Origin of the sequence: Pseudoalteromonas sp. TB64 (assembly GCF_000498095.1) — a bacterium.
GTDB lineage: Bacteria > Pseudomonadota > Gammaproteobacteria > Enterobacterales > Alteromonadaceae > Pseudoalteromonas.
This window is the reverse complement of record NZ_AUTQ01000095.1, coordinates 1-14,812: the sequence shown is the minus strand read 5'-3', so window position 1 is coordinate 14,812 and position 14,812 is coordinate 1. Positions and strand designations below refer to the sequence as shown.

The 14,812-nt window shown below is 38.9% G+C and carries 13 protein-coding genes, 1 tRNA gene and 1 pseudogene; 7 read left to right on the top strand and 8 right to left on the bottom strand.

Translation table 11 applies throughout. The annotated features are described in order from the left end of the window. The first annotated feature begins 172 nt into the window (after window positions 1–172). The 5 genes and pseudogenes from L647_RS0106810 to L647_RS0106790 all read left to right on the top strand — a co-directional run bounded on the left by L647_RS0106810 (window position 173) and on the right by L647_RS0106790 (window position 6,088). A complete protein-coding gene (locus L647_RS0106810; RefSeq protein ID WP_024610498.1) occupies window positions 173–994 on the top strand; it encodes a class I SAM-dependent methyltransferase in 822 nt (273 codons plus the stop codon). Window positions 995–1,009: 15 nt separating this feature from the next. Continuing rightward, a pseudogene (purD, locus tag L647_RS01000000123790) lies at window positions 1,010–2,298 on the top strand (phosphoribosylamine--glycine ligase). Between the two features lie 117 nt (window positions 2,299–2,415). Next, window positions 2,416–4,956, top strand: a complete 2,541-nt coding sequence (locus L647_RS0106800; RefSeq protein ID WP_024610497.1) for an EAL domain-containing protein — start codon at window positions 2,416–2,418, stop codon at window positions 4,954–4,956. Window positions 4,957–4,978: 22 nt separating this feature from the next. Continuing rightward, window positions 4,979–5,788 (top strand): DUF2797 domain-containing protein, encoded by an 810-nt coding sequence (locus tag L647_RS0106795; protein ID WP_024610496.1) that lies wholly within the window; start codon window positions 4,979–4,981, stop codon window positions 5,786–5,788. Window positions 5,789–5,794: 6 nt separating this feature from the next. After that, window positions 5,795–6,088 (top strand): hypothetical protein, encoded by a 294-nt coding sequence (locus L647_RS0106790; RefSeq protein ID WP_010553373.1) that lies wholly within the window; start codon window positions 5,795–5,797, stop codon window positions 6,086–6,088. 13 nt (window positions 6,089–6,101) lie between these two features. Here the strand turns inward: L647_RS0106790 and L647_RS0106785 are convergent, their stop codons facing one another. The 6 genes from L647_RS0106785 to L647_RS0106760 all read right to left on the bottom strand — a co-directional run bounded on the left by L647_RS0106785 (window position 6,102) and on the right by L647_RS0106760 (window position 11,158). Then, window positions 6,102–7,019, bottom strand: a complete 918-nt coding sequence (locus L647_RS0106785; protein ID WP_024610495.1) for a histone deacetylase family protein — start codon at window positions 7,017–7,019, stop codon at window positions 6,102–6,104. 122 nt (window positions 7,020–7,141) lie between these two features. Beyond that, the gene (locus tag L647_RS0106780; protein WP_024610494.1) at window positions 7,142–8,683 is read right to left on the bottom strand and encodes a serine hydrolase; all 1,542 of its coding nucleotides are present in this window, start codon (window positions 8,681–8,683) and stop codon (window positions 7,142–7,144) included. Window positions 8,684–8,698: 15 nt separating this feature from the next. Continuing rightward, window positions 8,699–9,193 (bottom strand): gamma-glutamylcyclotransferase family protein, encoded by a 495-nt coding sequence (locus tag L647_RS0106775; RefSeq protein WP_024610493.1) that lies wholly within the window; start codon window positions 9,191–9,193, stop codon window positions 8,699–8,701. Window positions 9,194–9,219: 26 nt separating this feature from the next. Continuing rightward, the gene (locus tag L647_RS0106770; protein ID WP_007586498.1) at window positions 9,220–9,858 is read right to left on the bottom strand and encodes a LysE family transporter; all 639 of its coding nucleotides are present in this window, start codon (window positions 9,856–9,858) and stop codon (window positions 9,220–9,222) included. 11 nt (window positions 9,859–9,869) lie between these two features. Then, window positions 9,870–10,643, bottom strand: coding sequence for a hypothetical protein (locus L647_RS0106765; RefSeq protein ID WP_024610492.1), 774 nt, complete (start codon window positions 10,641–10,643; stop codon window positions 9,870–9,872). 29 nt (window positions 10,644–10,672) lie between these two features. Further along, window positions 10,673–11,158, bottom strand: coding sequence for a CreA family protein (locus L647_RS0106760; protein WP_024610491.1), 486 nt, complete (start codon window positions 11,156–11,158; stop codon window positions 10,673–10,675). Window positions 11,159–11,398: 240 nt separating this feature from the next. Between L647_RS0106760 and L647_RS0106755 the strand changes: the two genes are divergently transcribed. Beyond that, window positions 11,399–11,728: a 5-carboxymethyl-2-hydroxymuconate Delta-isomerase gene (locus L647_RS0106755; RefSeq protein WP_024610490.1), complete on the top strand. Its 330-nt coding sequence runs from the start codon at window positions 11,399–11,401 to the stop codon at window positions 11,726–11,728. 756 nt (window positions 11,729–12,484) lie between these two features. Here the strand turns inward: L647_RS0106755 and L647_RS0106750 are convergent. After that, window positions 12,485–12,561: transfer RNA gene (locus L647_RS0106750), tRNA-Ile, on the bottom strand. Between the two features lie 244 nt (window positions 12,562–12,805). Further along, complete coding sequence (locus L647_RS0106745) at window positions 12,806–13,303, bottom strand: hypothetical protein (RefSeq protein ID WP_024610489.1); 498 nt, start codon at window positions 13,301–13,303, stop codon at window positions 12,806–12,808. 231 nt (window positions 13,304–13,534) lie between these two features. Between L647_RS0106745 and L647_RS0106740 the strand changes: the two genes are divergently transcribed. Next, the coding region (locus L647_RS0106740) for an L-lactate permease (protein WP_139015425.1) at window positions 13,535–14,812 on the top strand (1,278 nt) is incomplete at its 3' end.

The window sequence follows — 14,812 nt, the reverse complement described above, 5'->3', positions numbered from 1 at the left end:
CCGCTGATGAAGCTGGCATGGCAATGGTACTTACTGGTATGCGCCATTTCCGCCACTAATCACACAAAGGGTTAAGGGTTAAACGTTAGTTTAGCCCTTTTTGTTTGCTATAAATTCACGTATTCTGACTATTCAATAACCTATTTATAATTATAATGTGAAGGAACAAACGATGAAATTTGCGCTAAAATCGCTACTTGTAGCCACACTAACGATGACATCGACTATGGCTTTGAGCCATAACCACGAATCAAGCCTTGAGCATGCTCTTCAATCAAGTGAACGTAGTGCTAAAAGCAGTGCTCGTGACGAATATCGTCATCCGGCTCAAACACTTGCATTTTTTGGCTTTAAACCAACCATGACAGTTGTTGAAATTGCGCCAGGCGGCGGTTGGTATAGTGAAATTTTAGCGCCAGCACTAAAAGAGCAAGGCACTTATTATGCCGCGCACTTTCCTGCTGATTCATCAGTTGACTACTACCAACGCTCTCTTGCGGGCTTTAAACAAAAAGTAGCTGAAGATGAGCGCTTTAGTAGCGTTAAAATTACTGAGTTTGCACCTGTAACACATTTAGATATTGCGCCAGCTGACAGTGCCGATATGGTTTTAACTTTCCGTAATGTACATAACTGGTACATGGGCAAAGATAAAAGCGGTGCATTAAGTGCATTCCAAGCTTTTTATAAAGCCCTTAAACCAGGTGGTACATTAGGTTTAGTTGAACACCGTTTAGCTGAAGAACGTGCTGATGAAGATCAAAAAACATCAGGTTATATGAAGCAGAGATACGTAGTAGACCTTGCTGAGCAAGCTGGGTTTGAGTTAGTAGCAAGCAGTGAAATAAATGCAAATCCAAAAGATACAGCCGATCACCCTAAAGGTGTATGGACACTACCACCAAGCTTACGTTTAGGCGAACAAGATGCCGACAAATATAAAGCCATTGGTGAAAGTGACCGAATGACGCTGAAATTTAAGAAACCGCTTTAAATAGGAATTTTCGCCATGAATGTTTTAGTCATTGGCAGCGGCGGCCGCGAACACGCACTTGCGTTTAAAGCCGCTCAAAACACCAAAGTAAATACTGTATTTGTAGCCCCTGGTAATGCAGGTACTGCACTTGAACCAAAACTTGAAAACGTAGCAATAAACGTTGACGACTTAGATGGTTTACTTAGTTTTGCACAGCAAAACAATGTAGAGCTTACTATTGTAGGTCCAGAAATACCGTTAGTACTGGGTGTTGTTGATAAGTTTCGTGAACATAACATGGCTATTTTTGGCCCAACGGCAGGCGCAGCCCAGCTTGAAGGTTCAAAATCGTTTACTAAAGATTTTTTAGCACGCCACAATATTCCATCAGGCGATTATCAAACGTTTGAACAAATTGACCCAGCCCTTGCTTATTTAAAAGAAAAAGGCGCGCCAATTGTTGTAAAAGCAGATGGTTTGGCTGCGGGTAAAGGCGTAATTGTAGCAATGACGGAAGCNAAGCCGATGCCGAAGATGCTATTCGCGATATGCTTGCGGGTAATGCTTTTGGCGATGCGGGAAGCCGTGTTGTTATTGAAGAATTTTTAGAGGGTGAAGAAGCGTCTTTCATTGTAATGGTTGATGGCAAAAACGTATTACCTTTTGCAACAAGCCAAGATCATAAACGTGCATATAATGGCGATGCAGGTCCTAATACTGGCGGCATGGGTGCATATTCACCAGCGCCAGTTGTTACTGATGAAATCCACCAGCGAATTATGAATGAAGTGATCTACCCAACGGTAGAAGGTATGGCAAGCGAAGGCCATCCGTACACAGGATTTTTATACGCAGGTTTGATGATTGACGAAACAGGTACCCCTAAAGTAATTGAATACAACTGCCGATTTGGCGACCCTGAAACTCAACCAATGATGCTACGCTTACAATCAGACTTAGTTGAATTGATTGAAGCAGCTAACCGTGTTGAACTTGATAAAACAACGATTAAGTTTGATTCTCGCGCAGCTGTAGGTGTTGTACTCGCAGCTAAGGGCTATCCTGGCGATTACCCTAAGGGTGATGCTATATCGGGCTTACAGGTTGACTACCCTGCTGGTGAAAAAGTTTTTCATGCGGGTACTAAACAAAGTGGCGAAGACGTAGTAACTGCTGGCGGACGTGTATTATGCGCAACAGCGCTTGGTAATACAGTCACCGAAGCACAACAACGTGCCTATGAGCTTGTTAAACAAATAAGCTGGGATGGCATGGAATACCGTACAGATATTGCTTATCGAGCCATTGCTCGCGAGCAATAAATTAATATACTGATAGAAACTTATTGGTTTTATTAATTAATTTAACTATAAAAGCGCAGTTTACCTGCGCTTTTATAGTGCTACACTATTTAAAAGGGCTTTATAAGTGCGCAAACGTTGGAACTAAGAACTTTACGTTATCATGCAATTGCTGTTGCCATACTAATATTCATATTTTTCATAATTAGTACATTGGCATCAAACCTTATCGTGCCCACAAAATACACAATCGATAAAACAGCCCCAGTATATCTTCAATATGCTTACTATCTTGATGAAAGTAAAACACTCACATTAGATGATATTCTCCACCAACCAGAACTGCTTACACATGACTCCTTGTCTAAAATATCATGGAGCTTTACACAGCAAAATTATTGGTTGTTTATTGATTTAGAAAACAAAAGCTTAAAAAAAGAAAGCATAGTCGCCCACTTTGACAACCCCATGGTTGATCACCTAACAGCTTATCTCTTAACAAAAGAAAATAAAGTAATTGAGACGTTCAAGCTTGGCGATAAAGAAGACTTGCCTACGTTGTTTCAATACAGTGTGCCACATATTCGCTTTTCGCTTGATAGTAAATCATCCCAACGCTTGGTAATTAAAGTAGATACTGTTGGTATTAGTAAAACCCCTGTAAACCTATATCGGAATAAAGAATTTATCGATTTAGTACGCTCGCAAGCAGGCCTTTGGGGAATATTTGTTGGCGTAATGCTTATGGCTGCGCTTTACAATTTAGTGCTCTATTTTGGTATTAAAGACCGCGTTTATTTAATTTATATTGGTTATATTATCAGCGCAATACTCCTAATGGGATCAGTCCTTGGCTTTGGTTTTTATTTATGGCCTTTAGAGTGGCAGCTATATTTTAATGAAAAAGTGGTCTTTGGTAACCATGCTGTCTCCTTTTTTACCCTTGCCTTTTGTACAATGTTTTTGCGCTACCACAAAGACAAATGCTGGCGTTATAAAATGAGCATAATACTACTGTCTATTATGTTTATATTGGCAGTAATTAGCTTATTGATTCCCGAAAATGTAGCCGCTCCTATCTTCTTTTTTGTAATGGGACTGCTTTATATTTCTTGTATTATTTTAATATACAACAAATTACGAAGTGGTTTTAGGTGGGCTAAATTTTATGTTTTCTCGTGGATACCTTTAATATTTGGTGCAGCAATTCAAGCAATGGAATTGACTGGCTTTCTGCCTTATAGCTTTGCCACACGCAATGCCTTTTTGGCCGCTATATTGTGTGAGGTTATATTAATGGCGATGGCACTTGCAGACAGAGTACGCTATCAACGCGAATATGCGCTTTATCTTGCTACGCATACACAGCAAACTAAATTACTTAATAGCTCAAAGCTAAAGCAAGCGTTTATGGCACTGCAAGCCCAAAGCCGTTCAACAACGTTGTGTTTTATTAAAATACGTCACTTTAACTCGCTCAATACTATAATTACGCCTTCTCAAGGCTACGCACTTACAAAATATATAGCAAAAGAGCTCGAACTTGAATTAAGTCACGAACGCGAATTTGCAAATCTCGAAACTGATTTAAATACTAGACGGCGCTTAGCCGACTTAAGCAGCGGCGTATTTGCCTTTATCTCAACTAAAACACAAAGCCAAGAAATACTAGAAAGCCTGCTTACAAAAATTATTAGTAGTTTGCCCAAGCAATATGAAATTAAAGGATTAAACCTGCAGCTTAATTACAGCATAGGCATTAGCTCTGCGGGTAAAAGTAACGACTTTGAGTATTGGTTAAAGCGTGGTTACTTAGCGCTTAAAGATGCCAAGAGCAACACTAATCAAATAGGTTCATCCTCAAGCGATAATAATTTAATGATGGATGTGACTCTAGCTGCCAAGTTGCAAAAAGCGATACAAATGAACCAACTAGCGCTTTATTATCAACCTCAAATAAATTTACTCGATAATAAAGTAAGTGGTGCTGAAGCATTATTACGCTGGCCCAATCCTACTTTTAGCAATTTACCTATTGAAGAACTAATTACCCTTGCTGAGCACACCGGTATTATTAATGAACTCACCCTGTGGGTTATTGAACAGGCTTGTAAGGATATTGTTGAATTTACAAAAAGTGGCTACGTTGATCATACTATCAGCGTAAACTTGAGTGCTAAAAATTTAACTATTAATAACTTAGCCGAAAAAGTAGAAAACATTTTAATTAAATACCAAGTGCCTGCACACTTACTTAAATTTGAACTTACCGAGTCAGCCTTTGTAGAAAGCCAAGAAGCACTTATTAAATTAGTTGATAACTTAACTGCTCTTGGAATTAAAGTTGTTCTTGATGACTTTGGAACAGGTTACGCGTCACTTAGTTATTTAGTTAATTATCACTTTAGTGAGCTAAAAATAGATAAGTCATTTGTATTTGATTTAATTAATAATCATACCCATCAAGTTATTGTACAAACAGCGATTGACATGGCGCATAAGCTTAATTTATCAATCACAATTGAAGGCGTTGAAACGCTAGAAATACATCTGTTACTTAAAGATATGAATGCCGATAGAACACAAGGTTACTTATACGCAAAAGCACTGCCTTACACCGACTATTTACACTTCTTAAAAAGCCAATATAGCTTAAAAATGTTAGACTCCTCTTTTTAACATCTTTAGGGGCCAAGTAAAGATGCAAGGCACACTGCGTAAATTAAAATCGAGCTTAACCGAACCAGTACAATATCACTTACCTGTAGGTGAACACCTAGTAGACTTAAATGCATTTATAGGTAAAGAGCTTACGCTTACCTTTAGCGGCACCATTTTATGTTCTAACTGCGGTAAAAAAACCAAAAAAAGTTATTCTCAAGGTCACTGTTTTGTATGCATGCGCAAGCTCGCTAGTTGCGATATGTGTATTATGAAACCAGAAACCTGTCACTACGACCAAGGCACGTGCCGAGAGCCACAGTGGGGCGAAGAAAACTGCATGATCCCACATTATGTGTACCTCGCTAATACTTCAGGGTTAAAAGTGGGTATTACTCGCCATACACAAATACCGACTCGTTGGATTGATCAGGGGGCGACTCAAGCATTGCCTATTTTTAAAGTGCAAACTCGCCTGCAATCAGGTTTAGTGGAAGTTGCATTGGCTGAATTTATTGCCGACAAAACTAATTGGCGCAATATGTTAAAAGGTCAAAACGAAGCAATTGACTTAAAAGCAGCTGCAGCCGAACTGATCCCACAAATTAGTGAAAAGCTAAACGAGCTCAGTGAATTATTTGGCGCAACAGCAATAGAACAACTTGATGAAGATGTGGTTGATTTAAACTTTCCAGTAACCGAATACCCAACAAAAATCAGCTCATTTAACTTTGATAAAGACCCTGTTGTAAGTGGTGTTTTACAAGGTATTAAAGGCCAGTACTTAATTTTTGAAAAAGGCGTTATTAATATTCGTAAATTTACGTCTTATGAAGTAACCGTAGGCTAACGGGCTATGTTAAACAGCTATCCACAGTTATTGGTTATTTATAATGAGCTTGAGATAGCCCATAACCAACAAGAGCAACAAGAGTGCTTACACAGCGTTATGCAAAGTGAACTAAGCGATGTGCGAGTACTTAATAAGCAAGGTGACTACCTTAATTTACAAGGCACTGCTTGCCCTGAATTGAATGGCGAGCAACTAGCACAGCTTGTTACAGCTTACTTATTAAATGAAGGACAATGCTGCCTTGGTAAAATCAAAACCCTAAGCACAGCGCAGGCGTTTGATTTATTAGGGCTATAAACACTCTCTTTATTTAAACCTCAGTAAGCACTTTTATATGCGCTACAGCACTGCGACCTAAAGCTGATAGCGCATAGCCACCTTCTAAGTACGAAATAACACCTTTGCAGCCGCCCTCTTTAGCAACACCACATAGTTGCTCGGTAAGCCAAATGTAGTCATCCTCTACAAACTTTAAGCTCGCCATATCATCTTCTAGGTGTGCATCAAACCCTGCGCTTATAAAAAGTAATTCAGGCTTAAACGCTTTTAATTTTGGTAACCATTGCCCAGTAAACACCTCTTTTAGGTCGTCGCCATTACTAGCAATTGGCAGAGGTGAATTAACTATATGACTATTATTTTTAACCGCTGTATTTGGGTAAAACGGATACTGAAATAACGAACAAAGCAGTACGTTTTCGTCATCAATAAAAATGTCTTGTGTGCCATTCCCATGGTGTACATCAAAGTCAGCAATCGCAATCCGCTTAATCCCTTTGCTTTGTGCGTACTTAACGGCAATAGCTAAGTTATTAAACACACAAAACCCAGATGATGAGCTTTTATTAGCGTGATGCCCTGGCGGGCGTACTGAGCAAAAAGCAGCATCGAGTTTATCGGCAAGTATTTCATCAACAGCTAACAACCCAGCACCTACTGCCCGCTCAATCGCTTTAAACGAATCGGGGCACAACCACGTATCGCCATCTAAATTAGCGAGTCCTTCGGTTGGGAGTGTAGTTTCTACGTGTTTAACTAAAGCCTCATCGTGAGCAAGTAAATAATGCTCACGCTCGGCCTTAGGTGCCTGCAGGTGTGTTAAGCCAACATCTATACCGCTGGCTAATAACCTGTCGGTAATTGCATCTAAGCGCTCTGGGCACTCAGGATGGTCGTCTATCATTTTATGTTTACGGCAATGAGGGTGTGAAATAACTGCAGTACGCATAAAATGCTCCTAGCCAAAGTAAATTGAGTGTTTAATATAACAAAGCCACCGACGGGTGGCTTTGCGACTTTGGTTTATATCGATACTTTAAATATCGGTACTTTAAATATCAATATTATTAGCTATTTTGCTTTTAAATGCAGGTTTCTAAAATCAAAGCTAAAGTCGGTAACTTGTGTTGATACTGCACGCATTTTAGCGCTGTTTACACGGTTTTTTGAGCTCATTTCAAAACGAATAAACGCATCCGCCTCAAGTAGCTTTTCATCCCACTTAACTATAAATGTATTTCCAGTGTAATGCTCAAGTGTGCCCTTTAAGCGCTTAGTATGCGTAAAATCAATATGCAATTTACTATCAAGTTGTTCAATAATTACATCGCCATACCAATCATCATGTAATGTACCGGTGTAATTAATGTTTGGTAATTGTGGTTGGTAGTCAGCGGGGGCTTCTGGTTTTGCATTAGCGTACGCGTGTTGTTTACCTTCAAAATGACTTTTAGCTAAATCCTCTACCCAGTCTTTATCTTCGAGCTCAAGTGCATCTTCAAGTACTTCGTGGGTTACTGCCGAAAGTGCACCAAAAGCTTGTTGATTAGATAAAATAACAATACCAAGTTTTTTCTCAGGCAATAAAGTAACTTGCGATACCATTCCTAAAATACCACCGCCATGACCTAGCTTTTTAAAGCCGTGGTAGTCTTCAATACTCCAACCTAACCCATAACCCCTAAACTGCTGATGATACGATTCAAACGCACTTTTAGACGCCATAGACGTAATATGTGGATGCCACATTTGCGCTTGTTGCTTTTCGCTAAATAGTTGCTCGCCACTTGGCATTTTACCGCCCGCTAATTGCGTACGAAGCCATTGGCTCATGTCGCTTACACTCGAAGCAATGGCACCTGCGCCTCTAAAATCTTCTAGGTAATTCACAAAAAATGGATGAAGCGTGCCATCCATAGGAATATGACCTGTCGCCCAGTTTTTATTACTTTTTGGAATACGTGAAAATCCCGCGCGTGAGTTATCCATGTGCAGCGGCTGTAATATATTTTTTTCGATGTAATCGTTCCAGCTGATACCCGACACACGTGCAACCACCTCACCAGCGGTAACAAACATCAAGTTGTTATAAGCGTATTTACTACGAAAACTGCTCGCTGGTTTTAAATACTGTAATCCCGCTAAAATTTCATCAACTGACTTGTCAGTACTTGGCCAAATCATTAAATCGCCCTGCCCAAGCCCTAGCCCACTGCGGTGACTTAATAAATCACGAATACGCATTTCGCGTGTTACGTATGAGTCGTATAATCTAAACTCTGGTAAATGATCAATTACGCGGTCATCCCAGCTTAACTTCCCCTCATCAACCAACTTAGCAAGCGCTGCTGTTGTAAACGCTTTCGTGTTTGAAGCAATACCAAACAAGGTGTCTTTGTTTACTTTTTTGTTGGTATCGAGATTAGTTACACCAAAGCCTTTAGCAAATATTACTTTATCGTTTTCAACAATGGCGACTGCCATACCGGGTACGTCAAAACGCGCCATTGACGCTTTAATAACGTCGTCAATTTTGTTGGTATCAACTTGTGCCCAGCTACTAAACGAAGTGCCTGCTAGTAGTGCAATTGCGGCAAGTTTGGTTAATTTCATATCAATCCTATTTTATTATTTTTGATGAACTGCAAATTCAATTGCTGCGCGCTCTTGATTGGTATCGCTTTTTTGTGCGCGATTTAATATCGCATCACTGTATTCTTTTGGTACGCCCGCTTCAAGTGATCCGCGATGAACGTGTTTTATGTACCAATCGTATGGGAGTACATCGCTGTCGTGGGTATTAGCTATATAACAATGTGCAGTTACAGTCTCACCCGTTAAAAGCGTTGGGGCTATATCTACGCAGTCGTAACCTACGCCCTCAATACCATCTAAAATAACTTTTTCATCTTCATTAAGCTCATAAATAACGCCGTAAACCAGCGCGTCTTCTTTATCGCTTGGGCAAATACTGCATTTGCCAGAGCCATCTTTAAATAGCATATCAAAAGTTAGCTCGTAACCTTTAAGTACCGCTGTTCCTACACGCTTTACATTAGGTAAGCGCGCTAACAAACGATTAGATGACATATTAGAGCCAAACGAAAAATTATATAACGGCATTTTATCTCCTGTACTTTTTAAATAAGTTAAATAACAACACGTACTGCAAGAGCAATTAAAATAACGCCAATTCCACGGTCAAACCAATAACCGCGTTGTTGGAAAAAACCCCTTACATTATTTCTAGAAAGTATTATTGAAAGCATTGAAAACCACGCCCAAGTAGCCAATGCCATGTACACACCGTAACCGACCTGTACGCTAGTCGGTGTTGTTGGGCTAATCACGAGTGTAAATAACGACATAAAAAATAACGTGGCTTTTGGGTTTAATGCATTTGTGAAAAAGCCGCGCCTAAAAGCAAGCCAAACGGATTCTTCTTGGACGGTTTTGTTTTCAACATCTTTTGCAGCCTCGCCTTCATTACTTGCTGGAGGTTTTGCAGCTCTGAGTGCTTGTACGCCTAAATAAGCTAAATATGCACCGGCAAGATACTTAAGCGCCATAAATAAACTAGGCGATTGCGTTAAAATAAGCGCAACACCTAAAACGCAATAGGCAACGTGCAGTAAAATAGCAGCGCCAACACCGGCGCTTGTCCACAATGCATTGCGCCTACCTTGCTGCACGCTTTGCTTAAGTACTACGGCAAAGTCAGGCCCGGGGCTTGCTACTGCAAAAAAATGAGCAATAACAATCAGTAAAAATTCATCTAAGTATTCCACGCATGTCCTTGCTAGTTTGGCGAATAAGCTAATAACAGCGGGTTAGCCGAGTTATTTACCAATGCTTTAATTTCTTTTTGTGCTTTTTTAAACTGACCACGTAAATGCGGCTTTAAATGTTTTTTAGACACTTTATCGTTTTTAAAGTAACTAATCAGAGCATGCATAAATACCGTATGTGTTTCACTTAACTTAGCTTCACGGTTAGCGTATGGATTATAACAAGAGCCACAACCGCCTTTAAACTGATACACCGTGTTGCTCATCATCACACCAAATCCTAAAAAACAAGCAAGCGCATCGGCAGCTTGTGGTAAATACTCCCTACCACCTGGCGGTAGCACCCCAACGTGATGAATAAGTATGGTGGCCAGAGTACCAGCATAACTTGCCACTAAATCTTGTGGCTGATTAATCTGATTAGGATTAAAAGAGATACTGACCTTATGGCTTGGCGGCACAATTAAATGACTGCCTTCGCCACGTATTTCATCACTAAATTCAAAGTGCGGAAAAACTTGCGGTTGTAACTGCTGAGGTGCGACTAATTGAATAGGCCATGCATTCATACCCGCGTAATTAGTAACGCGGGTAAAGACATTGGTTGCCATCTCTTCAATGCTCGATACCGAATCGGGGAAAAACGAGGCCGTTGGCAGTATTATTTGAGTGTGCTTTATAAAAAACTCTGTATCAAAATTTTCTACAGCCCAAATAAATGTATCAATAAGCCATTGCTGCTCTTGATCTTCCAATAAAGGTACCGATTTAAATAAAGCTAACATAAGGTGCTCTTATAAGTTTTAGTGCTAGTTTAGTTTTTTTGTGTAAGTGCCCAATCCCACGCTTGAGTATTGTATAGCGGCACTGTTGATAGTGCATGGTGGTGGCTACCACTGGATTCTTTAGTTGAATACGATAAATACAATAAAGTACGATTCTCAGCATCGTAAATACGGCGCACTTTTAGTGATTTAAATAAAATACTTTTAGACGATTTAAATACCACCTCGCCCGACTTACTTCGGTCAATTTCTTGTAACTGTTCTGCTGTAATTGGCCCAGTTTGTCGACACGCAATAGACATATCAGATGGATCTGAAAAATCTAAATCAGCCTCAATGTGGCTAATGTGGCAAGTAACGCCTTTGATGATTGGATCTTGCTGCGAATTAACAACTACATCTTTGGTAGTAAACAATCCTAAACTTACCGATGCTACATCATCAGAGCAAGCACTTAACGTAATAACGGCACTTGCAAGCACAGCCAAACGTTTAAATTTTTGTGGTAATTTCATACTCATCCTTAATAGCTTATTAAAAAGTGAAATGTTGAGCCCATTATTTAAGTTAATACAATTTAGTACCTGTTAATAAGTTTGGGTTCACATGTATGTACTTATATTAACATCAAAAATAAATACGGCTAAATTACTTTAGAGTAAAGGTTTTCAGCCGTTCAGGGGTTAGCGAGCATCAGTGTATTTGGTATAATAAGGCTCGCACCGCAAGTAATAACTTATAATAGGAAAGCCGAAATGCCGCATATTATTATTGAACACTCAGAAGATCTTCCTGTATTACCACAGGTACTCGTAGAGAAAATTCATACCACCGCGTTCCAAAGCAACTTATTTGATTTAGAAACCATAAAAACACGCGCTATTGTTTATCAGCAGTATCAACTTGGTGCAGGAAAATCAGGATTTATACATATTGCGGTACATATTTTAGAGGGAAGATCGATTGAAGAAAAACAAATGCTGAGTGAAAGCTTACTCGATTGTTTAAAAACTTATTGCCGAGATTCAGACAGCTTAAGCGTTAATATTTACGACATTAAGCATGAGATCTATCGTAAAAACTAATTAACTCTTTTAGGGCGTGTTGATCTTTGGTGGGTGAATTTGCAGCAGACTGTTTGGTATTTAGGCAAGGCAGAGCCTATGTAGTGTGGTTATTCCCCATAAATAGGCGATAACGCAGCATAAATACCAAACATGCGCTGCCCTTTGGGTTCTTTCTAGGGACGATTAACTCTTTGTAGCTCGGTTTTTACTTAGCCCACTAGGTTACAAACCTCGCGCCGCGATTTTATCGCCCCTAGATTGAACAGATTTCAATCCACAAAGATCAACACGCCCTAGTCTTCAAGCAAAAAACTGACTCTAATTACTAAAAAATCCCAGAGGGGTTTTTTAGTAATATTTGATAAAATAGAAGCTTTCAAAGAGGAGCGATTAAAAACCTAAAATATAAATAGCAAAAGGGCTTTATACTTGCTCATTAATAAATTCTTCTCACTTTAATTTTATAAAGCAATATTCGTAAGTATTTTTAGTGACAAGTTCATTACCAGCTAGAATTTAATTTCAAATAAGCTCTTCAAAATTGTCATATGCAAACCTACCTTCCCCTATAGTTACACTCTTTTCATCAATACCAATTAGTTTTAAAGATAAAGATAAAGATAAAATGATATATCGCAGAAAAAATGTAATCAAAATCTGATATTTAACTAATCTAGTTAAATTTAAAAAGCATGCTATCTATTTTAAATTAATAGTAATTGTTAAATCTAGATAAAGTATTTGGTTGATATTTACTTGGAAAGTTTGTAAAAGTGGTGGCCCCTCCCAGACTCGAACTGGGGACCTAACGATTATGAGTCGTGTGCTCTAACCAACTGAGCTAAGGGGCCAACTTTTATATAACTGTAAAACAGTTAATTTTTGAAGCGTTCAATCACAGAGCGACTAAAGCGGACTGCAGTATAAAAACTTTTTAGGTGCTTGTCACTACCAAAAACCTTTATTTTAACAATCAATAAGCTAACTGCTTAAATAGTAATCTTTTTAGTGGGTATATGTATTAAATATAGATATTTTTTACTTTAATGATTATTCAAAAAGTCCTAACTTAAATAAAAGTTAGTGTTCTGGTGGTTACTTTTTAAGTAAAGCAAACATATATGTGTAAGCGTACAGGGCTGTAAAAAAAATACTTGGGGCTACAGTAAGTGCCAAATTAGGTGTTTGGTTTATAACATTAACCGTAATAACCAAGATTGACTGCACAAAAATTGGAATGATTGGGGCAAATAACGTTCCTGCCACCCTCTTATTGTTTAAATACGAAGCAGATAAATTAATCGCGTTATTAAAACTTTGTCGTATGGCTATATTTTGAGGTGTTTTAGAATGGAACATACAAATAATAGGGCTTACAAAAGCTAAAGATACATAACTCGTTTTATACTTATTTACGACTTTCTCTAAAATAAAAGTAAAAAATAGGGTCACAAAACCACTGTATGAGCCTTGTACCAGAGCAGCTTGTAGCGTAACTGACTGAGCAATATCATCTGCGCTATTTGCCCAATAAGCCCAACCAAAATAAAAAACAAATGACACGATGCCAGATAATATAAGACGACTATTCAATTAAACCTCTAGAGCATTTTTATACGCGATGACTAAATAAAAGATAGGCGTTTATTGTAGTCAAAAATAAACGTTTAAGTCGAAATTTTATTATTTTAAGTAAAACGCTACATTACATTCATAAAAAATAAGATCCATATCATAGTTATTACTAAATCTTGATACTTACATACTGAATAAGAGTATATTTTATACAAAGTATAATTAATTCTACTATAAGAGTTTTTAAGTATGATGTGGTATCAAGATACTAATCCGTTAAATGGGCTATGGTTATCCGCTTTGGTTGCCGTACTCCCTATCCTTGTCTTTTTATTATGCCTAGTGGCTTTCAAAATGAAGGGCATAACAGCAGGTATTATTGCACTTATTTTACAGGTAATTATCGCTATGTGGCCTTTTGGTATGCCTGTGGCAAGTATTGCTGGTGCTGGGTTTTTAGGCGTGCTTACTGCAATTTGGCCTATTGCTTACATAATAGTGTTGGCAGTGCTACTTTATCGTTTGACCGTAGCAAGTGGCCGTTTTGATACTGTGCGAAACAGTATTGCAGGTATTTCTGCTGATCAGCGTATACAAGTACTTCTTGTTAGCTTTGGTTTTGGTGCATTTCTTGAAGGAGCTGCGGGGTTTGGCGTGCCAATCGCAATCTGTGCTGCGTTATTGGTGCAACTCGGGTTTAAGCCCGTTAAAGCAGCAATGCTTTCTTTAGTGGCAAATGTTGCTGCCGGCGCATACGGCGCAATAGGTATTCCTGTTATCGTTGCTGCAAAAGTTGGGGGCGTTAACCTAGCTGATTTATCGTTCGATTTGGTATTAGTACTTCAACTCGTTTCTTTTGCAACACCTTTCATTTTGGTGATGATTCTTGATGGATGGCGTGGATTTCGTGAAACCCTGCCAATAACCTTAGCCGTGAGCGTTACATATAATGTATCACAAGCTTCTCTATTAATATTTCTTGGGCCTGAACTTGCCGATATTCTTCCTGGTCTCCTTGCTATGGTAATGATTGTTATTGTAGGTCGCTTTTGGAAACCTTCACACATTTACCGCGAGAATAACAGCCCAGCGCCAACTCCTGTAAAAGAGAGTTTTAAAAAAATACTCGTAGCATGGAGCCCATTTTATATTCTAACCGCAGCAATTTTTGTATGGAGCATTCCTGCTTTCAAAGCGCTTTTTTTGGAGGGAGGTGTATTGTCCTCCCTCGTTTTAAAATTTTCACTACCAGGAATTACCGGTGTTATTGTCTCAAGTGGTGCTACTCAAGCAAGTACTGCAACATGGGCTTTTACGCCAATGAACGCCACTGGCACTGCTATTCTTGTTGCTATCATCATCATTTTTGTTACGACTAAGCAATTACACCTAACTGATGTACTAAAAACATTCAGTAAGACTGTCTGCGATCTTTGGCAATCAATTGTGCTTATTGCTTTGATTCTTGCGTTAGCGAATATTGCTAACCTTTCGGGAGGAACAGCCTCTATTGGTAACGCTCTGGCC